Annotated in this window: 16 protein-coding genes; 12 read left to right on the top strand and 4 right to left on the bottom strand. The window is 72.1% G+C overall.

Translation table 11 applies throughout. The features are described 5' to 3' along the window. Positions 1-30 precede the first annotated feature (30 nt). A complete protein-coding gene (locus JOD52_RS14400; protein ID WP_204411835.1) occupies positions 31-1539 on the bottom strand; it encodes an ICP22 family protein in 1509 nt (502 codons plus the stop codon). Between JOD52_RS14400 and JOD52_RS17600 the strand changes: the two genes are divergently transcribed. From JOD52_RS17600 to JOD52_RS14385, 3 genes are read left to right on the top strand one after another with little or no spacing between them, the layout of a single operon-like run. Next, positions 1522-2463 carry an AAA family ATPase gene (locus tag JOD52_RS17600; RefSeq protein ID WP_420887418.1) on the top strand — a complete coding sequence of 314 codons (942 nt, stop codon included), beginning with the start codon at positions 1522-1524 and terminating at the stop codon, positions 2461-2463. The genes JOD52_RS14400 and JOD52_RS17600 overlap by 18 nt on opposite strands. Next, on the top strand, positions 2460-3785 hold the full coding sequence (locus JOD52_RS17595) for a DUF58 domain-containing protein (RefSeq protein WP_204410719.1): 1326 nt from the start codon (positions 2460-2462) through the stop codon (positions 3783-3785). Before JOD52_RS17600 ends, JOD52_RS17595 begins: the two co-directional genes overlap by 4 nt. Then, positions 3782-6256, top strand: a complete 2475-nt coding sequence (locus JOD52_RS14385; protein WP_204410716.1) for a transglutaminase TgpA family protein — start codon at positions 3782-3784, stop codon at positions 6254-6256. Before JOD52_RS17595 ends, JOD52_RS14385 begins: the two co-directional genes overlap by 4 nt. A gap of 102 nt (positions 6257-6358) precedes the next feature. Here the strand turns inward: JOD52_RS14385 and JOD52_RS14380 are convergent, their stop codons facing one another. Then, positions 6359-7753 (bottom strand): NAD(P)/FAD-dependent oxidoreductase, encoded by a 1395-nt coding sequence (locus JOD52_RS14380; protein ID WP_204410715.1) that lies wholly within the window; start codon positions 7751-7753, stop codon positions 6359-6361. A 340-nt stretch (positions 7754-8093) separates the two neighbouring features. Between JOD52_RS14380 and JOD52_RS17590 the strand changes: the two genes are divergently transcribed. The 6 genes from JOD52_RS17590 (at position 8094) to JOD52_RS14350 (ending at position 19239) form a co-directional block, all read left to right on the top strand. Further along, entirely contained in the window at positions 8094-10601 is a 2508-nt protein-coding gene (locus JOD52_RS17590; protein ID WP_204410713.1) for a bifunctional metallophosphatase/5'-nucleotidase, read from the top strand. Positions 10602-10828: 227 nt separating this feature from the next. After that, positions 10829-13768 carry an ExeM/NucH family extracellular endonuclease gene (locus tag JOD52_RS14370; RefSeq protein WP_204410712.1) on the top strand — a complete coding sequence of 980 codons (2940 nt, stop codon included), beginning with the start codon at positions 10829-10831 and terminating at the stop codon, positions 13766-13768. Between the two features lie 143 nt (positions 13769-13911). After that, positions 13912-15360: an APC family permease gene (locus JOD52_RS14365; RefSeq protein WP_338124107.1), complete on the top strand. Its 1449-nt coding sequence runs from the start codon at positions 13912-13914 to the stop codon at positions 15358-15360. A gap of 296 nt (positions 15361-15656) precedes the next feature. Then, positions 15657-16604, top strand: a complete 948-nt coding sequence (locus tag JOD52_RS14360; RefSeq protein WP_204410710.1) for a putative selenate ABC transporter substrate-binding protein — start codon at positions 15657-15659, stop codon at positions 16602-16604. Further along, the gene (locus JOD52_RS14355; protein WP_204410708.1) at positions 16604-17389 is read left to right on the top strand and encodes a phosphonate ABC transporter ATP-binding protein; all 786 of its coding nucleotides are present in this window, start codon (positions 16604-16606) and stop codon (positions 17387-17389) included. The genes JOD52_RS14360 and JOD52_RS14355 overlap by 1 nt, the downstream gene beginning before the upstream one ends. Positions 17390-17490: 101 nt before the next feature. Continuing rightward, positions 17491-19239: a PhnE/PtxC family ABC transporter permease gene (locus JOD52_RS14350; protein WP_204410706.1), complete on the top strand. Its 1749-nt coding sequence runs from the start codon at positions 17491-17493 to the stop codon at positions 19237-19239. Between the two features lie 34 nt (positions 19240-19273). Here JOD52_RS14350 and JOD52_RS14345 read toward each other — a convergent pair whose 3' ends face one another. Next, a complete protein-coding gene (locus tag JOD52_RS14345; RefSeq protein WP_239551917.1) occupies positions 19274-20773 on the bottom strand; it encodes a dihydrolipoyl dehydrogenase family protein in 1500 nt (499 codons plus the stop codon). A 66-nt stretch (positions 20774-20839) separates the two neighbouring features. Next, entirely contained in the window at positions 20840-21049 is a 210-nt protein-coding gene (locus JOD52_RS17225; protein WP_269147282.1) for a GNAT family N-acetyltransferase, read from the bottom strand. 106 nt (positions 21050-21155) lie between these two features. On the opposite strand from JOD52_RS17225, the gene JOD52_RS14335 reads away from it, so the two are divergent. Genes JOD52_RS14335 through JOD52_RS14325 form a run of 3 tightly spaced genes read left to right on the top strand, consistent with a single transcriptional unit; the run spans position 21156 to position 26495 of the window. Beyond that, on the top strand, positions 21156-22358 hold the full coding sequence (locus JOD52_RS14335; RefSeq protein ID WP_204410705.1) for an exonuclease SbcCD subunit D: 1203 nt from the start codon (positions 21156-21158) through the stop codon (positions 22356-22358). Beyond that, positions 22355-25414, top strand: coding sequence for an AAA family ATPase (locus tag JOD52_RS14330; RefSeq protein WP_204410703.1), 3060 nt, complete (start codon positions 22355-22357; stop codon positions 25412-25414). The genes JOD52_RS14335 and JOD52_RS14330 overlap by 4 nt, the downstream gene beginning before the upstream one ends. Positions 25415-25433: 19 nt before the next feature. Beyond that, on the top strand, positions 25434-26495 hold the full coding sequence (locus JOD52_RS14325) for an NAD-dependent epimerase/dehydratase family protein (protein WP_204410701.1): 1062 nt from the start codon (positions 25434-25436) through the stop codon (positions 26493-26495). Positions 26496-26591: the final 96 nt, after the last annotated feature.

Below are 26591 nucleotides of genomic sequence, written 5' to 3'. Positions count from 1 at the left end.
CGAACGGGGCAGCGGCGGCCGGGTTGGGGGTCAGTCTTCGCTGCGGCGGCGCTGCAGCCAGAGCATCCCGGCCCCGGCCACCAGGGCCACCAGGGCCAGCGCGGCCGCCGCGGCGACCTCGATGCCGGTCTCGGCGAGCTCGCCGCCACCGTCGGAGGCCTCCTGGTCGGTGCCGCCGGTTCCCGGGGCCTCGGTGGAGCTGCCGAAGGTGCCTGCGAACGCCTGACCGATCGACAGGGTCATCGCGCCCATGCGCTGCTGGGCCGTGGTGCGCTGGCTGTTGCCGCTGCCGGAGAAGTCCCGGGTGCCGGTCTCCGGTGCCGCGGGCAACTCAGCTGAGGGGGACTGGGGCTGCTGCTGGCCACCGGCCGACAGTGCCGGGCTGTTGGAACCGGGGAAGTCCTTGATGGGGGCCGACGGGCTCGACTCCCCGGGGGTGGGATTGCTCGGGGCGGGGAGGCCCGGAGTGGGGGAAGCCGGCGGATTGGTGGTGCCGGGGTTCTCCGGGGTGGTGGGAGTATCGGGAGTCCCTTCCCCGTCGTCGGGGGTGCCTTCGCCGTCGTCGGGGGTGCCTTCGCCGTCGTCGGGGGTGCCTTCGCCGTCGTCGGGGGTGCCTTCGCCGTCGTCGGGGGTGTCCTCGCCGTCGTCGGGGGTGTCCTCGCCGTCGTCGGGGGTGCCTTCGCCGTCGTCGGGGGTGCCTTCGCCGTCGTCGGGGGTGTCCTCGCCGTCGTCGGGGGTGTCCTCGCCGTCGTCGGGGGTGCCTTCGCCGTCGTCGGGAGTGCCCTCGCCCTCACCCGGGTTCTCTTCGTCCGGGTTTTCGCCGCCGGGGTTCTCCTCCGAAGCGCCGGTGACGGTCAGAGAGGCGCTTGCCTTTTCCTGGGTGTCAACCAGCACTCGGACGGTGTACGAACCGGGATTCGGTACGGGAATCTCCGCTGAGAACCGTCCGTCACGCACCGACGCATCGACGGGTGGAACCGTGTCACCACCGGCGACGGTGATGGTCACCCTGTCCGTGTCGTCGTAGCAGTCGCCGGAGACGGTGACGGATTCGCCAGCCGCGATCGAGCTGGACGAGAGTTTGATCCTCTCGGAGGAGCAGCCAGGGCCCTGCACCGGGGCGATCCCATCCACCGGCGCGGCGTTGGCGGACACCGGACCCATCACGCAGGCGGCGGCGAGCATCACCCCTGCACCGATGCGGGCAGGGGTGGAACGGCGGCGAACAGACACAGCAGACTCCTCAGCGAACACGTGGGGTTGCGCCTTACTGTAGGTGGACGCGCCGCCGTTGTCCGCCCCTTGCGTCGATATGTGGACGAACTTCTCGTGAACATCCACGTCGGCCCCGGTCCCCAGGAGCCGAACTTGCCCCACCCCGAGTCCCACGCAGACCTGACGCTCCCGCAGGGAACTGCGCCCCGCGCCGAGGGCCACGAGCCCCCCGAGGGCCACGATCGGCACGAGGGTCATCGCGACAGCCCCGCCCACGCCCCCCTCGCCGAGGACCAGGCGCAGCGGATCGCCGAGGAGTCCCACGCCGTGATCGACGAGATCACCACCGTGATCGAGGGCAAGCCGGAAGTGGCCCGCACTGCCCTGCTGGTGCTGCTGGCCGGCGGGCACCTGCTGATCGAGGACATCCCGGGCGTGGGCAAGACGATGCTCGCCAAGTGCCTGGCCGCTGCGCTGGGCGCCGAGCAGCACCGCATCCAGTTCACCCCCGACCTGCTGCCCGGCGACGTCACCGGTGCCAGCGTGTTCAACCAGGCCACCACCCAGTTCGAGTTCCGCCCCGGTGCCGTGTTCACCCAGGTGCTGCTGGCCGACGAGATCAACCGTGCCTCCCCCAAGACCCAGTCGGCCCTGCTGGAGGCCATGGAGGAACGGCAGGTCACCGTGGACGGCTCCACCTACCCGCTGTCCGAGCCGTTCATGGTGGTGGCCACCGCCAACCCCGTGGAGATGGAGGGCACCTACCGCCTGCCCGAGGCGCAGCGCGACCGCTTCCTGGCCCAGACCACCATGGGCTACCCCACCGCGAGCGCCGAGGCGCGGATGCTCGATGCGCAGACCGGCCCGGTGCGCGAGGGCGACCGCGAGGTGGTGGACTCCGTGCGCGCCCGCACCACCCCCGCGGCGATGGCCCAGCACATCCGCGACGTGCGCCGCGTGTACGCCTCCCCGCCGCTGCTGGACTACGTGGTGCGCCTGGCCGAGGCCACCCGCAGCCACCCCCAGGTCACCCTGGGCGCCTCCCCGCGCGCCGCCGTGCACCTGGTGCGCGCCGCCAAGGCCTACGCCGCGCTCGCCGGCCGCACCTACGCCGAACCCCAGGACGTGCGCAGCATGATCGCGCCGGTGTGGCGCCACCGCCTGCACCTGAGCCCGCAGGCCCTCTCCCGCGGTGCCGGGGCAGGGGACCTCCTGGACCAGGTGCTGCGCACCACGCCCGTCTCGTGACCCACGGCCACGGCACCCGCCCCGGCACCAGCGTGCGCCCCACCGCTCGCGCGATCGTGGTGCTGGTGTGCGCCGTGGTGCTATGGGTCCTGGCCGACCTCACCCGGGTGATGCCCGCCCGGGTGCTCGCCGCCGCCCTGCTGCTCACCGTCGTGATCGGCGGCGCCTGCATTGCCCTCAGCCTGGTGGGGCTGGGGGTGCGCCGGTACGTGGTGGACGACGTCGTCCCCGTGGGCACCCGCGCCCGCCTCCAGGTGGACCTCGCCCCCGGGGCCCTGATCGGCTCGATGCCCCTGGGTCGTGCCGTGATCCGGGAGGACCTGCCGGCTGCTCTGGGTGGCAGGGGCGACCTGCCGCTGGGGGCGCGCATGCCGCACGCCCTGAACGTCAGCAGGCGCGGCACCCACCAGATGGGTCTGCTCCACATCGTGGTCCAGGACGTGTTCGGCATGTTCCACCTGCGCCGCACCATCGACGACGGCGCCCGCATCGTCGGGCTGCCGGTGGCCGAGGAGATCGGCTCCGCGGCCGCCCGCGCCACCGGCATCGCCCAAGAGCAGCAGCAGTCGGCCGTGCCCGCCCCCGGGATCGGGGAGATCGGCCCGATCGCCCGCCCGTACGCTGCCGGCGACGACATCCGCCGCATCCACTGGCGCGCCAGTGCCCGCACCGGGAACCTGATGACCCGGGAGGACGAACCCCCGGCCGGCCGCAGCGCCCTGATCGTGCTGGACAACCGCCGCCACGGTGCGGACAGCGCCGATGGCATCGGTGACCCCGACGCCCCGCCGTCGGACGCCCTGGTCGCCGCCGAGGACCGCCTGCTGGACCACGCTGCCTCCGTGCTGGCCGGCCTGCGCGACCATGGCTGGGAGGTGCGCGTGGTGGACGCCGACGGCGATGAGATCACCCGGGCCGAACGCCACCGCGGCCGGCTCGGGGCATCCCTGCTGGGCCGTGAGGCCGACGCGGTGGGGGAGCGGGCATCCCTGCTGGCCCTGGCCGACGTGGGCTTCGACGACGACTCCCGCCCCGCGTTCCGCGCCTCCCAGGGCGCCGAGCACGCCACCGGGCACCCCCAGGTGGTGATCGCCCTCGGCACCGATGATGGGGTCCCCTTCGCCGACCTCGAGCTGGACCGTTTCACCGGTCGCGCCCGCCACCGCACCGCCATCGCCCTGGCGCCGGAACAGGCGACCGACGACGATGTTCCCGCCCCCACCTCCACCACCACCGCCGACGGCTGGACCATGGTGCGGGGAAGCCCCCGGCACCAGCTGAGCGACCTGCTCACCGCCGCAGCCCCGGGGAGCGAGTCATGAGCCCGCTGCTGGGCCGGCCCGGCCTGCAGGGCAGCCACCTGGTGAGGCGCGCACTGCTGCTGGGCGTGGCCATCGTGATCGCCTCGGCCCCGCTGTCGATCCTGCTGGCCGGCTCGTCCTGGCTGGTGATCCCCCTGATGGCCTGCGCCGTCGTGATCGGCTCCGGGACGCTGCTGCGCTCCCTGCTGCGCTCCTCCGTGCTGGTGCCGGTGCTGCAGCTGGTGGTGATCGCGGGCATGCTGCTGGCCGTGCAGCGCATGCAAGGGGTGACCGACCCCGGCGGCGGCCTGGGAGCGCTGATCGGCGCCCAACCGGGCATCATCGTCACCGGCCTGCAGGAACTCACCGGCGCCTTGCCGCCCGTGGTGCTGCAACCCCACGGCGCAGTGGTGGTGCTGCTGATGATCTGCTTGGTGGTGCTGGGGCTGGACCTGATGTTCCTTGACCTGGGCTGGCACACCCCCACAGCGCTGCTGCTGATGGGCTTCATCCTCGCCCCTGCCCTGCAGCAGCCCTCCGGCGGCCAGTGGTGGACGGCGATCGGCCCGGTGATCGCGGGCCTGCTGATCTTCTCGGCCCGCACCCTGCACGGCGATCCCGCCTACCTCGAGGGCGACCAGCGCCCCCAGGCCGGGCCCCTGCGCAATAGGGGGCGGGTCGTCACCTCCGTCGCGGTCTGCACCCTGCTGGTGGTGGGCTTGACGCTGCCGCTGTCCGCCGCTCTGCCGCAGACGGCCCCGCCCCGCATCCCCCTGTCGATGGACCTGGTCAACCAGTGGCAGGGCACCCAGACCCCGCAGCTGGGCCCGGTGATGATCGACGACTCCGTCTCGGTGCGCCAGGAGCTGCTGCGCGGCGAGGAGCGCGAGGTGCTGCGCTACACCACCACCGACGAGACCCCCTCCTACCTGCGCCTGACCACCCTGCCCCGCTACGACGACGGCGACTTCGTGGCCGGGCCCGGCATGCCCTGGGACCCGCAGGCCGAGACCCCCGCCTTCTCGAACCTCACCCTGGATCGCATGCCCGTGGACCCGGCCACGGAGCAGCTCGCCGAGCACACCATCACTCTGCAGGACCTGGGCGGCCCCCGGGCCCCGCTGCCGGACAACGTGCGCGGCCTCGACACCGGCACCTTGGACACCGCCGAGGTCAGCATCGGCGACCCCGGTGCGGTGGAGGTCGATACCGCCGGCATCATCGGCAACCCCTACACGGTGATATCCGAGGAGCGCCGCACCACCCCCGAGCAGCTGCGGGCGGTGCCTGCCGAGCAGCTCCAGGGGCCCTTCGAGCAGGGCGTGGTCAGCGGGGAGGTCCCGCAGGTCGCTGCGGACCTGGCCGAGCAGCTCGCCACCGACGCCGGCGCCGAGAACGCCTACGACACGGCCGTGGCCTACCAGGAGCACTTCCGCACCTCCTACGCCTACTCCCTGACCGTGCGCACCCCGCCCGGAGCCGACCCGCTGCAGACCTTCCTGGACAACCGCATCGGCTATTGCGAGCAGTTCGCTGCCGCCTTCGCGCTGATGATGAACGCGCAGGGCTACCCCACGCGCGTGGTCATCGGCTTCACCGCCGGTATGCGCGATGGCGAGGAATGGGTGGTCACAAGCCATAACGCCCACGCCTGGCCGGAGGTGTGGTTCGGGCCCGAGCACGGCTGGGTGCCGTTCGAGCCCACCCCCGCCGCGGCCGCCAACGGCGTGAACCCACCGGACCACACCGATCCCGACACTGTCCCCGAGGGGGAGGACCAGGTCGAGGAGCCCACTGCCGGGGAGGTCACCCCCGAGGCCCCCACCCCCGGCGAGCCCACCGCGCCCACCCCCACGACGGGCGAGGAGACCGACGACGCCGGCGACACCGGCGGGCAGGGCACCGAGGGCGCTGCCGGTGGCGGCGTGCAGCCCTGGGGAGTGCTCGCCGTGGTGCTCCTGATCGGCGCGCTCGCCGGCGCGGTGCTGTGGCTGGGACGCCGCCGCACCGCGGCACTGGAGGGACGCTGGCAGGCAGCGGCTGACGACGGCCCACAGGCCCTGGCCTCCCGGGCCTGGTCGGAACTGGACCAGGCCGTGCAGGCCCGGCAGCAGCGCATCAGGTGGCTGGGCTGGAGCAGCTGGTACGGCAGGCCCCCGGTGCAGATGCACCTGGATGCGGCCCTGCCACCCAACGAGGCACTCGCCTCGCTCCTGGCCCAGGCACGGGAGGGGCGGATCCCTGTGGAGGACCGCCACGAACAGGCCGCCGAGCGACTGGGCCAGGCCGTGCACCAGGCTCGCTACGCGCCGGGAGGGGCAGTGGCGGCCGACGCCGGTGGCGCCTCACCCGCCGGCGCCAGAGCGGACGCCGGAGCTAGAGCCGGAGCCGACACCGGGACTGCAGGGACGGGCCCGGCCGGGGGAGCTCTGCGGAAGGACGTCGACACCCTCACCGAGCTGCTCACCCGCGCCCCGCGCCGCAGCAGCTGAGGGCACCCCAACTTTTGGGCGCCAAATAGGGGGCCACACCCTCCTGAGGCGTTGAGGTCACAGGGGGCGCCCGGAAGTGGGGGTCGGCCGGAGCTGGGGGGCTCAGCCCTTCGCGCCCTCGCCGAACTTCCGCTTCGTTGCATGCTCCTCGAACGCGCGGGCTGCGGCAAAGGAGTTCACCTCGCCCACCACCGGGTTCGGCTGATGGGTGGCGCGGGTCCCGCCGTACAGGGACAGCAGGTTCATCGACACCGCCCGCTGGTTGCGGTGCCCCAGCAGCTGGCCCACGTGCACAGCCAGCCACGCCGCCCAGCCCACCGAGCCGGACAGGTCCGGGAAGTGGGGGATCTCCGCGATCGCGGCATGCCGGCCGATGGTGGCCATGGTGCCGGGGTTGCGGTACGTGAACGGGGTGCGGGGCTTGCCGGCCACCTCGGCGGCGATCATCTTGGCCACGTGCTTGCCCTGCTCCACCGCGGGGCGCGCCAGCTGCGGCAGGGCGTTCTCGCCGCCACCCATGTCACCGGCCGCGTACACGCCGGGATGGCCCTCCACCTGCAGGTGCTCGTCCACCGCTATGCGGCCCCGCTTGTCCTGCGGCAGGCCCCACTGGGCCACCTCGTCGGGGATCCCCACGCCGGCCGCCCAGATGGTGATGTCGGCCTCGAGCACGCGGTCATCGGCCAGTCGCACGAAGTCGTAGCCCACCTCCTCCACGCCCTCGCCAAGCGCCAGGGTGACCCCGCGCTTCTCCAGCTCCTGGGCCGCGTACTGGCGGAAGCTGGGGCGGAACTCCTTGATCAGCTCCTCGCCGCGCTGGATGAGGGTGATCTGCAGGGTGCCCGGGTCCATCTCCGGGTACAGGATGTCCAGCTCCTGCTTGCGGAAGTCGGCCAAGGCCCCGGCGATCTCCACCCCGGTGGGGCCGCCGCCCACCACCGCTACGTGCAGGCGGTCCTCGAAGCGCTTGCCGGCGGAGTGCGCGGCGGCGCTCTCGCGGCTGGAGCGCTCCAGCTCGGCGAACACTCGGTCGCGGATCGCGAGGGCCTGGGAGCGGGTGTACATCGGCATCGCGTGCTCCTCGGCGCCCTTGGTGCCGAAGAACGTGGTGGTGGCGCCGCCGGCCAGCACCAGGTAGTCGTAGTCCATCTCCACCACCCGGTCACCGCCGCCCTGGATGGAGACCACGCGGCGCTCGGGATCCACGCCGGTGACCTCGCCCTGGCGGTAGCGCATGTTCGGAACCGTGAGGGACAGGCCGCGCAGGAACATGGTGACGTCCCCGGGGTTCAGGCCGGCCGTGGCCACCTGGTACAGCAGCGGCTGGAACGTCTTGTACACGTTGCGGTCGATCAGGGTCACGCGCACCCGGGCATCGCGCAGCCCCAGCACTGCGTTCGCGCCGGCGAAACCACCGCCCACGATCACCACATGGGGCCAGCTGGCGCCGTCCTTCGCGGGGACGGCACGACGACGACGGGTGATACCGAGAACCATGGGAGCTCCTTCAGGGCTGGACACCGGCAAGGCTGAACGCCGGGTGCGTGGGGACTGCCGACGACACTAGGGCACCGAGGTGACAGTCGCACCCGTCCACCCGGTCGGCCCCGCCCGGCCGCACCGCTCCTCAGCGAAGGTCAAGCCCCGGCAAAGCCTCGACCCCCGGCCGGTCAAACGGTCGCGGAAGGGCAACGCCGCAGGTGAACATCGGATGACACCTTTCCTCCGCGAGGGCGAACCCCTCGGCGTGTCGAGCAGCACGTGAGGTTTGATGGCTGGTGCCACCGTCGGCGCCGTCGTCGCCGTTCCGCGTCCCTTTCCTCCCAGGAGCCCTTACATGTTCGTTTCCCCCGCACGCCGCGTCGCGCGCGGCGCCTCCGTGGGTCTGGGCGCTGCCGCCCTCGCCTTCGGTGCCGCCGTGGTGCCGCTCGGTGCAGCCGTCGCCGCTGAGCCCGGTGAGACCGTCACGCTGGTCACCTTCAACGACTTCCACGGCGCACTGAGCGTCGGAAAGCCCTTCGCCTGCACGGTCACCAACGCCCTGGCGGGCGATGAGAACTCCGGGCTCATCTCCGCCGGCGACAGCGTAGGCGGCTCCGAGTTCGCCTCCGCCGTGCAGAACGACGAGCCCACCCTGGACTTCCTGAACGCCCTGGGCGTGCAGGCCACTGCGGTGGGCAACCACGAGTTCGACCAGGGCAAGGACGACCTGATGGACCGCCTCGTGCCCCGCAGTGGCTTCCCGATCCTCGCCGCCAACGTGTACTTCGAGGACACCGACGAGCGCCTGCTGGAGCCCTACGCGATCGTCGAAGCGGGCGGCGTGAAGGTCGCCGTGGTCGGCGCGGTCACCACCCTGACCCCCTCCAAGGTGAGCCCCGTCGCCGTCGAGGGCCTGGAGTTCCGTGACCCGGTGGATTCTGTGAACGCCGCCGTCGAGGAGCTGAAGGCCTCCGGCGAGGAGTTCGACGTCATCGTCGCCTCGTACCACGAGGGCGCAGGCGCCTCCGCCGATCCCGGCACCGCTCCCTCCGCCGGGGACCGCGCGATCTTCACCAAGATCGTCGAGCAGACCTCCGCCGATGTCGACGCGATCTTCAACGGCGACTCCCATCGCGAGTACGCCTTCGACGCCGCCGGTCCCGACGGCGAGCTGCGCCCCGTCATCCAGGCCGGTTCCAGCGGCTCCCACATCGGCTCGGTCGAGCTCGTGCTCGGGGACGACCAGGACTGGGACGTCGTCGAGGGCGGCACCCAGCTGATCCCGGTGGAGACCGTCAAGGACTCCGACGAGCCCACCGCCGAGGCGCTCGCCGGCTGCGCCACCGATCCCGCTTACATCGCCGCCTCCGGTGTGGCTGAGCAGGCACTGGCCGACGCCGAGGAGGTGGGCGCCGCTCCCGTCGGCGAGATCGAGGGCGACATCACCACTGCCTGGAACTCCTCCAAGGCCGAGTACGTGGACGGCACCTGGACCCGCACCGACACCGGGGCCGCCAAGGGTGATGACCGCTCCCGCTTCTCCGCCGCCGGCAACATGCTGGCCGACTCGATGAAGTGGTTCCTTGAGGACCGCGGCGGCTATGAGGGCCAGGAGATCATCGGCTTCATGAACCCCGGCGGCATCCGCGCCGAGTTCTGGTACGAGGCCTCCGGCAGCGAGGGCGATGGCGTGGTCACCTACGCCGAGGCCAACAACGTCACCCCCTTCGGCAACACCCTGAACTCCGGTGAGGTCACCGGCGCGCAGTTCAAGCAGATCCTCGAGGAGCAGTGGCGGATCGCCGACGGCAAGGAGGCCTTCCTCGCCTTCGGTGTCTCCGAGAACGTCACCTACGCCTACGACCCCACTCGTGAGCTGGGTGATCGCATCATCGACCTCAAGATCAACGGTGAGCCGATCGACCCGGAGGCCACCTACACGATCGTGGCGGCCAGCTTCCTGTTCGAGGGTGGCGACGGCATGACCACCCTGGCCCAGGCCTCCAACATCCGCGACACCGGCGTGCTGGACCGCGATGCACTGTCCACCTACTTCGAGAAGAACTCCCCGGTCGCCCCGGACTACGCGCAGCGTCAGCTGTCGGTGCAGATCCTGGAGAGCGGCGAGTACAACGACGAGGAGGGCATCGACCAGGATCCGGTGCTGCGACTGGGCAACCTGGAGTCCCTGAGCCTGGGCGCCCCCCAGATCGAGAAGGTCATCGTGGACGCCGGCGAGTACGGCACCTTCGAGGCCCCCTATCTGCTCGACGAGGAGTCCGGCCGCTACTTCGGCGATGTCACCCTTACCGACTGGCTGTGCGTGCCCGAGGGCACCGTGGTGCCGCTGACGGTCACCGTGGTCCCCGAGAACGGCACCGAGTTCGTGATCGACATCCCCGCCTTCACCTGGGAGCAGGGTGGCCCGCCGGCCTCCTGCGACGATGACGACGACAACGAGCAGCCTGCCCCCGAGAAGCCCAAGCCCGAGAACCCCGGTAAGCCCGAGAACCCCGGTAAGCCCGAGAACCCCGGTAAGCCCGAGAACCCCGGTAAGCCCGAGAACCCCGGTAAGCCCGAGAACCCCGGTAAGCCCGAGAACCCCGGTAAGCCCGAGAACCCCGGTAAGCCCGAGAACCCCGGTAAGCCCGAGAACCCCGGTAAGCCCGAGAACCCCGGTAAGCCCGAGAACCCCGGTAAGCCGGAGAACCCGGGCAAGCCCGAGAACCCCGGCAAGGGCAACTCCCGCTCGAACCTGGCCCGCACCGGCTCCGAGGCCGCTCCCTGGGCCGCAGGCATCGCCGTCGCGACCCTGGCCGGCCTGGGCGCCCTGGGCGTGCGCCACCGTCTGAGCCGCGACTGACCCCCGGGCAGTCACCGGCATGACGTGAGTGGAGGTGAGTGGTCGCTTCAGCCCCGCTGGAGCAGCCATTCACCTCCACTCACGCGTTGCGGGGGCAGCCCCGCTGCCCCCGCAGCGTCCATCCCCGTCCTCCGCCCACGTCCTCACTCTTCTCCCACACCGCCCCCACCCCTGCGCTTCTTCTCACCACCCCCACACCGCGCTTCCTCTCACCACCAGGAGATCCCATGAGCACCCGCACCATCGGCGGAGGCCTGCGCAGCAGGCTCGCCCGCGTCGGCGGCACCGCAGCCGCCCTTGCCATCGGCATCAGCGTCCTTCCCGGCGTGGCCCCCGCCGCCCAGGCGGCCGTGGTCGCCCCCGGCGACGTCCAGATCAACGAGGTGTACGGCGGTGGCGGCAACTCCGGCGCCACCTTCCAGAACGACTTCGTGGAGCTGCGCAACACCGGCACCGAGCCCGTCAGCATCGACGGCTGGTCCCTCCAGTACGCCTCCCGCACCGGCAGCTTCAACAACACCCTGGCCCTTTCGGGCACGATCGCCCCCGGTGACACCTTCCTGATCCAGCTGGCCGCCGGCAACGGCAACGGAGAGCCCCTGCCCGCAGCCGACCTCACCGGCGGCATCAACGCCTCGGGCACCGGCGGCGTGTTCGCCCTGTCCGACGCCTCCGGCAAGCTGGCCTGCACCGGCACCGCCTGCGCCGAGGACCCGGCCGTGGTGGACCTCGTGGGCTGGGGCGGCGCCGCCACCTTCTCCGGTGAGGCACCCGCGCCCGCCACCACCAACGCCACCTCCGCCTCGCGCGTGGCCGCCACCGGCGAGAACTCCACCGACTTCGCCACCGGTGCCCCCACCCCGACCCCGTCGGGCACCCCCACCGACCCGACCGACCCCGTCGACCCGGATCCTGAGCCCGAGCCGGACCCGGAGCCCGCCCGCGAGGCCACCATCGCCGAGATCCAGGGCACCGGGCCCGCCAGTCCCCTAGCAGGGCAGACCGTCACCACCGAGGGCGTGGTCACCGCGGTGTACGCCACCGGCGGCCTGAACGGCTACGTGATCCAGACCGGCGGCACCGGCGGCGCATTGAGCTTCGATACCCACAAGGGCTCCACGGCCGTGTTCGTGTACTCCCGCGACACCATGGACCAGGTCGCCATCGGCGACTCCGTGGAGGTCACCGGCGCCGTCTCCGAGTTCAACGGCTCCACCCAGATCACCGTTGCCGCGGGCGGCCTCACCAAAGCTGACCAGCCCCTGGAGGCCGTCGAGCCCGCCACCCTTAAGGCGTTCCCCACCGACGAGGCCGAGCGAGAGTCCCTCGAGCACATGCTGTACCTGCCGGGCGCCGGCGACTTCACCGTCACCGACGTGTACGGCACCAGCGGCTACGGCGAAGTGGGTCTCGCGATCGGCGATGCACCCCTCCGCCAGGCCGGCGACGTGATGCGCCCCGGCGCCGACGCCACCGCCTACTACGAGGAGCAGGCCACCAAGCTGGTGCTGCTGGACGACGGGAAGACCACCAACTTCTCCCGCAACCCCGATCAGCCCATGAGCTGGCTGACCACCGAGGAGCCCGTGCGGGTGGGCGCATCGACCACCTTTGCCGAGCCCGTCGTGGTCTCCTACTCCTTCAACCAGTGGCGGCTGAACACCACCACCCCGTGGGAGTCCGCCAGCACCGACGGCGTGGACTTCGAGAACACCCGCCAGGCCACCCCGAACGAGGTGGGCGGTGACTTCCAGGTCGCCACCTTCAACGTGCTGAACTACTTCACCACCCTCGGCGTGGACACACCCGGCTGCACCCCGTACACCAACATGGACGGTGAGGGCACCAACGTGCGCGGCGGCTGCCTGCCCCGCGGCGCCTGGGACGAGACCAGCTTCGAGCGCCAGCAGTCCAAGATCGTCGAGGCCATCTCCACCACCGACGCCGAGGTGGTGGGCCTGATGGAGATCGAGAACTCCGCCCGCCTGGGCGAGACCGCCGACGAGGCCACCGCCTCCCTGGTGGCCGCCCTGAACGAGCGCGACGGTGCCGGCACCTGGTCCTACGTCCCCACCGCTCCCGCGTACGCCGCGGCCGGGGTGGAGGGCGGCCAGGACGCCATCACCAACGCCATCATCTACAAGTCCGCCTCCGTGAAGCCGGTGGGCGATGCGCAGATCCTGGTGGGCGACCCCGCCTTCGACAACGCCCGCGAGCCCATCGGCCAGGTGTTCGTGCCGGTGCGCTCCGGCGACGACGCGGCCGACGGCGAGAGCGTGGAGGGCGAGCCGTTCTTCTTCGTGGTCAACCACTTCAAGTCCAAGGGCTCGGCCGACGCCGAGGACGCGAACCTGCCGGCCGATCCGGTGCAGGGCAACGCCCGCACCTCCCGCCTGCAGCAGGCCGAGGCCCTGAACACCTGGGTCACTGCGAAGGCCGCGGAGCTGGGTGTGGAGGACATCCTGCTGGTCGGTGACTTCAACGCCTACACCCAGGAGGAGCCCCTGCAGCTGTTCTACGAGGCCGGCTACACCAACCTCGGCGCCGAGTTCGACCCCGAGGGCTGGTCCTACAGCTTCGGCGGCATGGTGGGCTCCCTGGACCACGTGATCGCCAACGCCTCGGCCACGGAGCGGATCACCGGCGCCACCGACTGGTCCATCAACGGCCCCGAGTCGGTGATGACCCAGTACTCGCGGTACCGCAACAACACCGTGAACATCTACGAGCCCGGCGTGTTCGGCTCATCGGACCACAACCCGCTGATCGTGGGCATGGACGCCGGGTTCCCCGCCGTCGAGGAGCCGACGGACCCGACCGAGCCGACGGACCCGACCGATCCCACCGAGCCCGGCACCCCCGGTGACGACAAGCACCCCGGCAAGGGCAGCGACCGTCCCGGTGAGAACCCCGGCAAGGCCCCCGGTCACGCCGGCAAGCCCGGCAAGCCGGATCACGCGGGGAAGCCCGGCAAGGCCCCCGGTCATGCCGGGAAGCCCGGCAAGCCGGATCACGCGGGGAAGCCCGGCAAGGCCCCCGGTCATGCCGGGAAGCCCGGCAAGCCGGATCACGCCGGCAAGCCCGGGAAGCCCGATCATGCGGGGAAGCCCGGCAAGCCCGCCAAGCCCGGCAATGCCGGTAAGCGGGCCTTCGCCCTCCAGGGCTGAGCTCCGGCCTCTGGCCGCACTCCAGCAGTCCCCGTCCGACCCGTGAGTGGAGCGTTGTGGTCGTATCGATGCGTTGATGCGACCACAGCGCTCCACTCACGGTCTTTCTGAGCCGTCCCTTCCCGCGAACCGAGGTGCCCCCAGTGAGCACACCCGCCACCCCGCCCCCACCCGGCAGCTCCGCCGCCCCTGCTTCGTCCGGTGCCAATGCTTCCGGTGCCCCTGCCTCAGGTGCCACTGCTTCCGGTGCCCCTGGCTCCGGACAGCTGGCCCGACGCCTCGGCCTCGGCGACGCGGTCGTGATCGGCCTGGCCTCCATGATCGGGGCCGGCGTGTTCGTGGCCCTCGGTGCCGCCCAGGACCTCGCCGGCCCCGCCGTGCTGCTGGCCGTGGGTCTCGCGGCGCTCGTCGCCTTCGGCAACGCCACCTCCACCGCGCAGCTCGCCGCCCAGTACCCCACCTCCGGTGGCACGTACTTCTTCGGCCGCCAGCAGCTGGGCCCCTGGTGGGGGTTCCTGGCCGGCTGGTGCTTCGTGATCGGCAAGACGGCCTCCTGCGCTGCGATGGCGATGGTGGTCGCCGCCTACCTGGTTCCCGAGGGGTTCCAACGCCCCATCGCCGCTGCCGTGGTGGTGCTGCTGACCGCCGTGAACCTGGTGGGCGTCACCCGTACCGCGGGCCTGGCCCGCATCCTGGTCACGATCGCCCTGGTGGCACTCGCCCTCACCGCGGCGCGCCTCCTGGTGGGTGTGGCCGCCGGGGACGGAGGAGCGGCCTTCGGGGCGCCTGTGCCCGGGCCTCTCGCCGGTCGCGCCACCGGCTTCTGGGACGGCGGCCTCGCGGCCCTGCTCGGTGCCGGCGACGGGGGAGCGCTCGGCACCGTGCTGGCAATCGCCCAGGCCGCAGCGGTGGTGTTCTTCGCCTTCGCCGGCTACGCCCGGGTGGCCACCCTGGGTGAAGAGGTCACTGCCCCGCGCCGCACCATCCCGCGGGCGATCCTGCTGGCCCTCGGCGCCGTGTTCGCCCTGTACATCGCGCTGGCGGCGGTGCTGGTGCTGGTGGGTCCAGCCCCGGGGGAGCAGGGGTGGGGGCCCGCCCCGTTCATCGCCGCCTTAGACCTGGTGGGGGCGGGAGTGGTCTGGAAGCTGGTGGTCACCGTCGGCGCTGCCGCCGCTGCCGCCGGGGCCTTGCTGGCGTTGGTGGCGGGGGTGTCCCGCACCATGCTCGGCATGGCGCGCGAGGGGGACCTGCCCCGACCCCTCGCCCACGTGAGCCAGCGCTACTCGGTGCCGCAGCGGGCCGAGATCACCGTCGGCATCGCCGTGGTGCTGCTGGTGCTGCTGGCCAGCGACGTACTGGTGGCCATCACCGCCAGCGCCTTCGGCGTGCTGCTCTACTACGCGGTCGCCAACATCGCCGCGTACACCCAGACCGGCGAGCATCGACTGTTCCCGAAGGCCCTGCAGGTGATGGGCCTGATTGGCTGCATCCTGCTGGTCGCGGCACTGCCCGGCAGCACCCTGGTGGCGGGCCTCGCACTGGTGGCGGCGGGACTGGTGTACCGCGGGATCGTGCTGGCGTCGCGTCGGTGACAGCCAGATGACCAGCGGTGAGCATCCCGGCTGCCCGTCGTTGAGCAGCCAGCCGCCGGTCGTGAGGTCGCCCGCCGGCCGGCTGGGGAACAGAGAAGGCCATCACCTCCATCACGTCAGTCAATAACTGACGTGGAGCGTAAAGGACACCTGGGTGCCACCGAAGGCGCCGAGGCCGAGGCGAGGACACATGACTCCGCTGTGCCCCCTTCGCGGGGGTAGACTCCCTGGTGAGAACCGGAAAACGCGCTCTCGGCAGCGGTGCCGACGTGCGTACGCATCCTAGAGGAGACGCCATGCTCACCCGCCGCCAGACCCTTGCCCGCCTCGCCCTCACCGGGGCTGCGGTCACGGGAGTCGGGCTCACCGCCGCCTGCTCCTCCGACGGCAGTGACTCGGCAGGCAACGGCTCCGGCTCGGGCGGCGGCAGCGGCGAGACCCTCCGCATCAGTGCCATCCCCGACCAGGACCCCGACGCCCTCACCGAGCGCGAGGAGGCCTTCGCCGCCCACCTCGCCCAGGTGCTCGGCGTGGACGTGGAGTACGTGCCGGTTCCCGACTACTCCGCCTCGGTGAGCCTGTTCGGCGCCGGCGACCTGGACCTCGTGTTCTACGGCGGCCTCACCGGCGTGCAGGCCCAGCTGCAGAACCCCGAGGCCACCGTGGTGGCCCAGCGCGACATCGACCCCATCTTCACCAGCATCTTCATCGCCAACGCCGACGCCGGCATCGAGCCCCTCGACTCCGTGGACGACCTGACCGTGTTCGCCGACAAGCGCTTCACCTTCGGCTCGGAGACCTCCACCTCCGGGCGCCTGATGCCCTCCTACTTCCTGTCCCAGGCAGGGGTGGCCGAGGCCGACCTGGCCGGTGAGCCCGGCTTCTCCGGCTCCCACGACTCCACCATCGAGCTGGTCACCTCCGGCTCCTACGAGGCGGGCGCCCTGAACAGCCAGGTGTGGCGATCGCGCATGGAGGAGGGCACCGTGGACACCGACAAGGTGGTGATGGTGCTGGAATCCCCCGAGTACCACGACTACCACTGGCTGCTGCGCGGCGACGTGGACGAGCGATTCGAGGAGGGCTTCACCCAGAAGCTCACCGATGCCATGCTCGCGATGCACGAGTCCGAGGAGGGCCTGGCGGTCGTGGAGTCCTACGGCGCCGAAAAGTTCATCGCGGCCAGTCGTGAGGACTACCAGCAGATCGAGGAGGTCGCCCGCGAGCTGGGGCTGGTCGGCTGATGACCGGGATGGCCCCCGCGCAGCAGACCACCGCGGCGCCGCCGGCGAATGTCCTGGAGCTGAAGGACGTCACCGTCCGGTACGGGACCCGCACGGTGCTGGACGCTTCGCTGTCCGTCGCACCGGGGCAGAAGGTGGCCCTGGTGGGCCCCAGTGGCGCCGGCAAGTCCACCGTGCTCGGCCTCAGCAACGGCTCGGTCACCCCGTCCACCGGCACCGTCACCACGCTGGGCACCGAGCTGGGCGCCGCGACCCGCAGGCAGCTGCGCGCCGTGCGCGCCGGCATCGGCACCGTGCACCAGCGGCTGGACCTGGTGGGCCCGCTGCCCGCCATCCACAACGTCAACGCCGGGCACCTGGGCCGATGGGGCCTGTGGAAGTCCCTCGCCTCCCTGGTGCGGCCGCTGGAGGCCGACGTAGCCCTCGCCGCCATGGCCCGGCTGGGCATCGAGGAGCTCGCCCCCACCCGCACCGAACGGCTCTCCGGCGGTGAGCAGCAGCGGGTGGCGCTGGCCCGGATCATCGTGCAGGACCCCGCCCTGGTGCTGGCCGACGAACCCATCTCCAGCCTGGACCCCCAGCGCGCCCGCGTGGTGATGGACCTGCTGGCCGCGGTGGTGGCCGACGGCGACCGCTCCCTGCTGGTGAGCCTGCACGACTTCGATATCGCCCGCAGCGTGTGCGACCGGGTGATCGGGCTGCGGCAGGGCCACGTCGTGTTCGACCTCCCCGCCGGTGAGGTCACCGACGCCCACCGCGACGAGCTGTACCGGCTGCCGGCATGAGCCCGCAGGCGGATGCCCGCAGCAACAGGCTTGGCAATAACAGGCCCGACAGCGATGTGCCTGGCAGCGACATGCCTGGCAGCGACATGCCTGGCAGCGACATGCCTGGCAGCGACATGCCCGACGGCGGCATGCCCGAGACAGGCACGCGCAGGATGCGCGACTGCAGCGGACACCTCGACCCCATCGACGCCGAGATCCCCGAGGGTCCCCCTCCTCGCGGGCACGACCGCTCAGGGTCGAGGGCCGGCCGCTGGTGGGTGATCGGCGCGATCGTGCTGGTGGTCTGGTCGCTGTGGAGCACCGGCATCGGCCGCGAACCGGTGCTGAACCCGCCCGGACTGCAGACCCTGCGCTCCTTCTGGGAGGCGGCCCTGCGGCCGGACCTCTCGGCCGAGTACCTGCGCCGCACCCTCGACGCCACCCTCATCACCGTCGCGTTCGCCCTGCTGGGGACGGTGCTCGCCTCGCTGATCGGCCTGGTGGGCGGGGTGCTGATGAGCGAGGCCTGGTGGGCGGGCGGCCGTCGCGGTCGGCCCGCACGGGGCGGGGCCTGTCGGCCAGTCCGGGGCGGGGCTGGGCAGCCTGCCCGGGGCGGGTCCCGTCGGCCCGGATGGATGCTCACCCGCATCGGCCTGGGCATCCCGCGCGGCATCCACGAAGCGGTGTGGGGAATCATCCTCTTGGTGATCCTGGGGCGCGACCCGCTGGTGGGGATCCTCGCACTGACGATCCCCTTCGGCGCCATCACCGCCAAGGTGTACGCCGAGATCATCGACGAGACCCCGTCGGGCCCCTACGACGCCCTGATCCACGCCGGCGCCGGCCGACTCCAGGCCTTCGTGTACGCCACCCTGCCGCGGATCTGGGACGACCTGCTGGCCTACGCCTTCTACCGCTTCGACTGCGCGGTGCGCGGCGCCGTGATCCTGGGAATGATCGGCGCCGGAGGCCTGGGCTTCGAGCTGATCACCGCCTTCCAGGGCCTCGCCTACGAGCGGATGTGGACCCTCATCTACGCGCTGGTGCTGCTGGGCTGGGTGTTCGACCGGTGGAGCGCGAGCCTGCGCCGCACCGGCCGTGGCCGCTGGATGCGCATCTCCGCGCTGCTGGGCCTCGCGCTCACGGTGTGGTCCGTGGTGTACCTGCGGCCGGACCTGGGGCGCCTGGTCAGCGCCTCCACCTGGGAGCGGGCGGGGCGCATGGTGGCCGACGCGCTCCCGCCGAGTCTGCCGTCGACCTGGGCGGACCTGCTCGGTGACGCCGCTGCCACCGTGCAGATGTCGGTTCTCGCGGTGGTGGTGGGCAGCGCGATCGGTGTGGTCGCCGCATTCCTGGGTGTCCATCGGCCCGGTGACGGACCTGTGCGCGCCGCCGTCGCCGGCGCGTGCCGCATCATCCTGCTGACCATCCGCGCCCTCTCCCCGCCGGTGTGGGCACTGCTGCTGCTGTTCGTGGTGCTGCCCGGGCCGCTGCCGGGCGCCCTGGCCCTGGGCCTGTACAACGCGGGCGTGCTGGGCAGGCTGTTCACCGAGGTGCTGGAGACCATGGACCGACGCCCGGTGCGCTCCCTGGAACTGCTGGGTGCCGGGCGCGCCACCACCTTCTTCTACGGCGTGGTGCCGATGGTGACCGGACGCTTCACCGCCTACGCCCTGTACCGCTGGGAGATCGCCATCCGCGAGACCGTGGTGGTCGGCGTGGTGGGTGCCGGTGGGCTGGGCCGGGTGCTGGAGAGTCAGCGGGCCTCCTTCGACTACTCCGGGATGCTCACCGTGGTGATCGCCCTGCTGGTGCTGTCGCTGCTGGTGGACTTCGCCAGCGCATCCGCCCGGCGGGCGTGGCGGTGAGGGTGGACCGCGCAGCCGCCCGCCGGGCTTGGCGTCACAGCGGCGGAGCGGTGCGGAACTCGCGGGGCAGCTCCTCGAGCAGCCGCAGCCACAGCTCCGAGACGGCCGGGTAGCTCGGCACGGCATGGCGCAGCACGTGCACCGGCACCCGGCCCACGATCGCGATGGTCGCTGCGTGCAGCTGCTCGCCTGCGTCGGGCCCCACGAAGGTGGCCCCCAGCAGGGTCCGTGAGTCGGCGTCGACCACGAGCTTCGCCGTCCCGACGACGTCGTCGCGCAGCAGCGCCGAGCCGGCGGCGCTGCCGAAGGGGACCTCCGCCACGGTCACGTCCCGGCCCTTCTCGCGCGCCTCCTGCTCGGTGAGGCCGACGGAGGCCACCTGCGGGTCGGTGAACACCACCTGCGGGACCGGCACCTCCGGCGGGGCGGCCTCGACGGGGGCATCCTCGCCGGTCGTGGCAGCCAGGGCCTCGGAACGAAGCCGCGCCCCCAGCTCCCGGGCCCGGTACTTGCCCCAGTGCGTCAGTGGCGCCTCGCCGCTCGCATCGCCGACCACGTGCAACCACCCGGGCAGGTCGCCTCCGGTCACGTCATCGGCCGACAGCCCGAGCGCGTCCAGTCCCAGGCCCTCCAGGCGCGGTGCGCGGCCGGTGGCAGCCAGCAGCTCGTCGCCGCGCACCTCGCGGCGCCCGTCGGAGTCCTCGACCACCACGGTGATCTCGCCGCCGTGCGGCCGACCCAGCGGCGGGTGCTCGTGGGTGCCGGTGCGGGTGGCCTCGACGGTGGAGGCACCCAGCTGCACCTCCACGCCCGCCTTCTCCAGCGCCTCGGCGACGTGGCGCCCTGCGCACGGCTCGAAGCCGGACAGCAGCGAGTCGCCCCGCACCAGCATCGTCACCCGGGACCCCAGCGCCGCCATCCAGGTGGCCGCCTCGACAGCCACCACCCCGCCGCCCACGATCAGCAGCCGCTCGGGCACCTCCCGCACCCCGGTCACGTCCCTCGAGCCCCACGGCGCGATCTCGCGCAGCGGCCCGGGGACCTGCGGGTCCGATCCGGTCGCGAGCACCACCGCGCGCCGCGCACGCAGGCGCCGCACGGACGGCCCAGTCACCTCCACCTCGCGTTCACCCACCAGTCGCCCGCGCCCGCGTACCACGTCGATCCCGGCGCCCTCGGCCCAGTCCACCTGGCCCGCGTCGTCGTAGTCCGAGACCCAGGTGTCACGCCTGGCCAGCAGGCCCTCCACCTCCACCTGCGAAGTGCTGATGCCCTCCAGGTTCGCGGAGGCATCGGCCACGGCGAGCGGCCGAAGCAGTGCCTTGGACGGCATGCAGGCGTAGTACGAGCACTCACCGCCCACCAGCTCCTGCTCCACGATCACGGCGGTCAGGTCGGTGCCCTCGATCGCGTACTGGGCCACGTTCTCGCCCACGGGGCCGCCCCCGATGACGACGACGTCATAGGTGTCGGTTCCGTCGGGCTCGGAGTGCTCGTCGGTCGTCTGGTCCAGGTCTCGGGTGTCAGCGTTCATGCTCTGACGCTACGCCTCCACGCCCCGGTGGCGACAGGGGTCCCGACGGGGCCCGGACCGCAGCCCTCACAGGGCGCGCTTGTACCCCACGTGGCTGGCCGTGTAGCCCAGCTGCTCGTAGAAGCGCTGGGCATCGGTGCGCTGCTTGTCCGTGGTCAGCTGCGCCAGGACCGCGCCGTTCCGCCGGCCGTAGTCACGGGCCCAGGTGAACATCGCCGACCCCAGCCCCTTGCCGCGGGTGGACGGGGCAAGCCGCACCGCGCATCCGTGCCTCATTCGTGCCCTGTCCGTGCACTGCGCGTGTGTCATCCGGGTGCCTCGTCGTGCTCCTCGTCGCGCGTCCGGCCATCGTTCGTCACACCCTCCCTCTAGCGTTGTCACCATGAGAATCCTGCACACCTCGGACTGGCACCTGGGGCGCACCCTGCACGGGGAGAACCTTCACGCCCACCAGGTCGCCTTCCATGACTGGCTGCTCGATCAGGTCGTTGAGCGCGAGGTCGACGTGGTGGTCATCGCCGGTGACGTGTACGACCGGGCCGTGCCGCACGTGGACTCCGTGCGCCTGCTGGGCCGCACCCTGGCGCGCCTGGCCGAGGTCACCACCGTGGTGCTCACCCCCGGCAACCACGATTCGGCCGACCGCCTCGGCTTCGGCGCCGCGCTGATGCGGGCCGGCGTGCACATCCTGGCCGATATCCCCGGCCTGGACCATCCCGTGGTGGTGCCGGACGATCACGGCGAGGTGCTGTTCTTCGGTCTGCCCTACCTCGAACCCGATATGGCGCGCACCGCCCTGGTGGGGGAGGGGGAGGCGCCGCTGGCACGTAGCCACGAGGCCGTCACCCGCGCCGCGATGGACAGGGTGCGCACCCGCATCGACGCCCACACCGAGGTGTCAGCGTCGGGCGCCGCCCACGCCGGCTCGGCCCGTCCCCGCTCGGTGGTCCTGGCCCACACCTTCGTGGCCGGCGGCCAGGGCAGCGACTCCGAGCGGGACCTCACCGTGGGCGGCGTGGACAGCGTGCCCGCCTCCGTACTGGGCGGGGTGGACTACGTGGCCCTCGGCCACCTGCACGGATGCCAGGATCTCTCGGCCTCCGTGGGCGGCGCCGCCTGGTACTCCGGCTCCCCACTGGCCTTCTCCTTCTCCGAGAAGGACCACCGCAAGTCCGTGCTGCTGGTGGAACTGGGAGCACCCGGCCAGGCGAGCGTGGAGCGCATCCCCACCCCCGTGCCCCGCAGGCTCACCGAGCTGCGCGGCACCCTGGAGGAGATCCTCGCCCAGGCCGATCAGCACGGGGAGGACTGGCTGAAGGCGATCATCACCGACCCCGCCCGGCCACCCCACCTGCTGGAACGGCTGCGTGCCCGGTACCCGCACCTTCTGCACACCGAGTACCAGCCCTCCGGCCGCACCACCACCGCGCTCACCCCCACCGTGCGCCGTGACGCCGATCCGGTGGAGGTGATGGACGAGTTCCTCGCCTTCGTCACCGGCGGGGAGCCCACCGCGGCCGAGCTCCAGGTGCTGGACGACGCCTACCGGGCCGTCCGCACCCGCGGGCAGGAGGCCGCCTCGTGAAGCTCCACCACCTGCGCCTGCGGGGCATCGGCCCCTTCCGCGACGAGGTCAGCATCGACTTCGCCGCCCTCGGCGCCAGCGGCATGTTCCTGCTGGAAGGGCCCACCGGCTCCGGGAAGTCCACGGTGCTGGACGCTGTCGTCTACGCCCTGTACGGCAGCGTGGCCGGGGAAGGGGCCAGCAGTGAGCGCATCCGCTCCCAGTTCGCCGAGCCCTCCACCCCCAGCGAGATCGACCTGGTCTTCGAGACCACCCACGGGGTGTACCGCGTGCTGCGCCAACCGGAGTTCTTCCGCCCCAAGAAGCGGGGCGAGGGCACCACCAAGCAGCAGGCCAAGGCGCTGCTGTGGCGGCTCGGCTCACCCGAGCTGATCCCCGAGGTGCTCGCCGACACGGCAGGCCAGGGAGCAGGGCTCACCCCGATCGCCTCCCGCCTGGACGAGGTGGGCCGGGAGATCGGCACCGCCGTCGGCCTCACCCGCGCCCAGTTCACGCAGACGGTCCTGCTGCCCCAGAACGAGTTCGCCCGCTTCCTGCGCGCCCAGACGGGGGAGCGTCAGGAAGTGCTGCAGCGCGTGTTCGGCACCGAGATCTACGAGGCCATCGAGAAGCAGCTCGAGCAGATGCGCCGCGAGGCCGCAGGGCAGGTCGATGCCGCCAACGCCGGGCTCGCCCAAGCCCTCGCTCGCTTCGTCGAGGCCGCCGCCATCGACGACGACGAGGTGCGCGCTGCCCTCGAGGGACACGCCACCGGCCACCGCTTCGAGGAGCTCGCGCAGCTGACCGGACAGATCGGCACCGACGCCGCCCGTGCCGCCCAGGACGCCACCGCCCGTGCCGGTACCGCTCGCAGTAAGGAGGCCGAGGCCCGCACGGCGGCCGAGGCTGCGCAGACGGTGCTGCAGCGCATCGACCGTCGCCGGCAGCTGGACCAGCTCGCCGCCTCCCTCGCCGCACAGGAGCAGCAGGCCGCCACCGCCCGCACCCGCCTGGAGCAGGACCGTGCCGCGCAGCCCGTCGCCGGGGCGATCACCCGGCGCGACCACGCCCTCACCCTCCAGCAGGACCGCGAGAAAGAACGCGATACCGCGCTCGCCAGGCACGGTGAGGCCCAGCCCGAGCTGGTCACCCTCGCCCGTCGGGACGATGCCCTGGATGCGCTCGCCGCGGCCACGGATGAGGCCACCTCCCAGGCCGGGGAGCTCACGGCCCTGGTGGAGCTGGAGAAGGGGATCCCCGGGCGTCGTAGGGAACTGACCGAGCGCCGGGACAATCTGGACAAGGCCCGCGTAGGCCTGGCCGGGTTGGACGAGCAGATCCAGGCCCGGCCTGGGGCGCGGGCGGAACTGGTCACCGCGCGTGACGCTGCGCGCGCGGCCGGGGACGGCCTGGGAGATGCCCAGACGGCAGCAGCCGAGGCCACCACCCGGCTCGGGCAGGCCCGCACCGCGGCCCGTCTCGCCGAGCAGGTCACCGCGGCGAAGAGCCACGCCGATACCGCGCAGCAGGCCTCCGCGAAGGCCGCCGAGGCGGAGGCCGAACAGCGCCGCCGCCGCAACGCGGGGCTCGCTGCTGAGCTTGCCCTGTCCCTGGCCGAGGGGGATCCGTGCCCGGTATGCGGTGCCACCGGGCACCCCGAGCCCGCGCAACCCGGCACTGATCATGTGAGCGCCGAGCAGGTCGAGGCCGCTGAAGAAGCCCGCCGTGGCGCCGAGTCCGCTGCGTCGGCCGCCCGGGAGAAGCTCACCCTGGCCCGCAGCCAGCACGACCAAGCCCTCGAACGAGCCGGCGGTCTGGACGTGGAGGCAGCGACCGCCGCCCAGCAGCAGGCCGCTGCGGCCGTGCAGACCATCAAGGCGCAGCAGGCCGAGGCCCTCCGGCTCGAGAAGGCACTCGAGGAGCACGACAAGCAGACCCAGGCTCTCGGTGCCCGCCGCGAGAAGCAGGCCGTGGCGATCGAGGGGGAGGCCAGCGCGCTCGATGCGGTGACCACCGCCCTCACCGAGGATGAGGCCCGTATCGACAAGGCACGCGGGGAGGCGGCGTCGGTCGCCGAGCGGCGCGCCGCCCACACCAGCCGTGCCCGCGCCGCCCGTGAGCTGCGCGAAGCCCTGGTCGCTGCGGATCAGGCTGCCGCGCGGTCACGCGAGCTCGCCGCAGAAGTGGAACTGGGCTCCTTCGAGGACGACGCCGCGGTGCGCGCCGCCGTGCTCACCGATCCCACCCGCGCGGAGTTCGAGGCGCTGCTCACCCGTCGCGCTACCGACCAGGCCCGTCACACCGATGGCATGGCCGAGGAGGGCATCGCCCAGGCCGATCCCTCCGACAATGCCCGCGCAGCTGCTGCCGGGCAGGTCGAGGCTGCCAGGGAGGCGGTCACCGCCGCCCAGGCCGTCACTGCTGCCACCGATCAGGAGGCGGGGCGTCGTGCAGCGACGGCCCAGGCCACCACCGGTGCGCAGCAGCGGCTCGACGGCGCGGTCGCGCAGGTGCGGGCAGTGGGGGAGAAGGCCGGGGCCGTGGTGCGCGTGGCAGACCTCGCCACCGGGCGCTCTGCCGATGGGGACCGCATCCAGCTGTCCACCTACGTGCTGATGCGCCGCTTCGAGGAGGTCATCGACGCCGCCAACGTGCGCCTGGCCCAGTTCTCCGAATCCACCCTGGAACTGGTGCGGGACACCGGCAAGCGGGGCGCCCGCAAGACGGGCCTGGACCTGCTGGTGATCGACCACCGCACCGACGAGACCCGCCGCCCGGAGACCCTCTCCGGCGGGGAGACGTTCTTCGTGTCCCTGGCGCTCGCGCTGGGCCTGGCCGAACTGGTCACCGCCGAGGCCGGCGGCGTGCAGATGGACACCCTGTTCATCGACGAGGGCTTCGGAAGCCTGGACCCTGAGGCCCTGGACCGCGTGGTCGCCGAGATCAACCGGCTGGCCGAGCACGGCCGCACCATCGGCGTGGTCTCCCACGTCGGCGAGATGAAGAACCGCATCGCCGAGCAGATCCACGTGCGCCGCACCCCGCGCGGGCCGTCCACCCTGACCGTGAGTGCCTAGCACCTGTCATGCTCGCCCCATGAGAATCCTGATCCTCGGTGGCACCGCATGGCTGGGACGCACGGCCGCGGAGGTTGCCGTGCAGGCCGGCCATGACGTCACCTGCGTAGCCCGCGGCACGGGAGTGCCTGAGGGGGTGACCCTGGTACAGGCCGACCGCGACCTGGACGATGCGCTGTCGGCCGTCGCGCGGGCCGACGGTGCTGAGGCAGAAGGCGGCCAGCCCAGCGGTGCAGGGACCCGGTGGGACGCCGTGATCGACGTGTCCATGCAGCCCGGCCACGTGCGCCGCGCCGTGCGGGACCTCGAGCCCGTTGCCGCGAAGTACCTTTTCGTCTCTACCTGCAGCGTGTACGCCGATCAGGGGGAGGGCGGCGCCGATGAGGATGCGCCGCTGCTGGAGCCCCTCGCCGGTGACAGCATGGAGGCGATGGAGCAGTACGGGCACGCCAAGGTGGCCTGTGAACAGGCCGTCCTCGACGGCTATGGTGCGGAGCGGTCCGTGATCGTGCGGCCCGGTCTGATCGGCGGTCGCGGCGATCCCAGCGGCCGCACCGGTTACTGGGGGCACCGGTTCGCCCGCCCGTCCAACCCTGACGGCAGGGTGCTGGTGCCCGATGCCCCCGAGCTGCCCACAGCCGTGATCGACGTGCGGGACCTCGCCCAGTTCCTGATCCATGTCGCCGTCGGTGCAGGTCAAGGGGTGTTCAACGCGCTCGGTGAGCCGGTGCCGTTCCCGGAGCATATCGAGGCCGCCCGTGTCGCGGCGCAGGATGTCATCCGGTCAGAGCCTCCCGTAAAGCCCGTGCGGGCCGCGCAGGACTGGCTGGTCGAGCACGGCGTCGCCGAGTGGGCCGGGCCCAGGTCCCTCCCACTGTGGATCGCCGATCGTGACTGGTACGGGATGAACACGCGGTCCATCGACCGCGCCCGTGCGGCCGGCCTCATCCTGCGGCCTCTGGCCGATACCCTTGCCGACTCCCTGGCCTGGGACCTCGAGCACCAGGTCGAGCTGCCCCACGGCGCGGGACTCACCGACCAGGAGGAGCGGGACCTGCTCGGGGCGTTGGGGCAGTCCTGACGCTGATATCGAGTAGACCGCAAGATCGAGGGCAGCAGAGCGCGTAACAAAGCCTGTTCGTCCCCATCGCAGAACAAGTGCTGGACGATATGCTCG

Source organism: Brachybacterium muris, assembly GCF_016907455.1.
GTDB lineage: Bacteria > Actinomycetota > Actinomycetes > Actinomycetales > Dermabacteraceae > Brachybacterium > Brachybacterium muris.
This window is presented reverse-complemented; position numbering and strand designations above follow the sequence as displayed.

Bases quoted from the DNA above. Each gene is read 5' to 3' on its own strand.
- JOD52_RS14385 (WP_204410716.1), top strand. From the start codon at position 3,782: ATGAGCCCGCTGCTGGGCCGGCCCGGCCTGCAGGGCAGCCACCTGGTG.
- JOD52_RS14380 (WP_204410715.1), bottom strand. From the start codon at position 7,753: ATGGTTCTCGGTATCACCCGTCGTCGTCGTGCCGTCCCCGCGAAGGAC.
- JOD52_RS17590 (WP_204410713.1), top strand. From the start codon at position 8,094: ATGTTCGTTTCCCCCGCACGCCGCGTCGCGCGCGGCGCCTCCGTGGGT.
- JOD52_RS14370 (WP_204410712.1), top strand. From the start codon at position 10,829: ATGAGCACCCGCACCATCGGCGGAGGCCTGCGCAGCAGGCTCGCCCGC.
- JOD52_RS14360 (WP_204410710.1), top strand. From the start codon at position 15,657: ATGCTCACCCGCCGCCAGACCCTTGCCCGCCTCGCCCTCACCGGGGCT.
- JOD52_RS14355 (WP_204410708.1), top strand. From the start codon at position 16,604: ATGACCGGGATGGCCCCCGCGCAGCAGACCACCGCGGCGCCGCCGGCG.
- JOD52_RS14350 (WP_204410706.1), top strand. From the start codon at position 17,491: ATGCCTGGCAGCGACATGCCCGACGGCGGCATGCCCGAGACAGGCACG.
- JOD52_RS14345 (WP_239551917.1), bottom strand. From the start codon at position 20,773: ATGAACGCTGACACCCGAGACCTGGACCAGACGACCGACGAGCACTCC.
- JOD52_RS17225 (WP_269147282.1), bottom strand. From the start codon at position 21,049: ATGAGGCACGGATGCGCGGTGCGGCTTGCCCCGTCCACCCGCGGCAAG.
- JOD52_RS14335 (WP_204410705.1), top strand. From the start codon at position 21,156: ATGAGAATCCTGCACACCTCGGACTGGCACCTGGGGCGCACCCTGCAC.
- JOD52_RS14325 (WP_204410701.1), top strand. From the start codon at position 25,434: ATGAGAATCCTGATCCTCGGTGGCACCGCATGGCTGGGACGCACGGCC.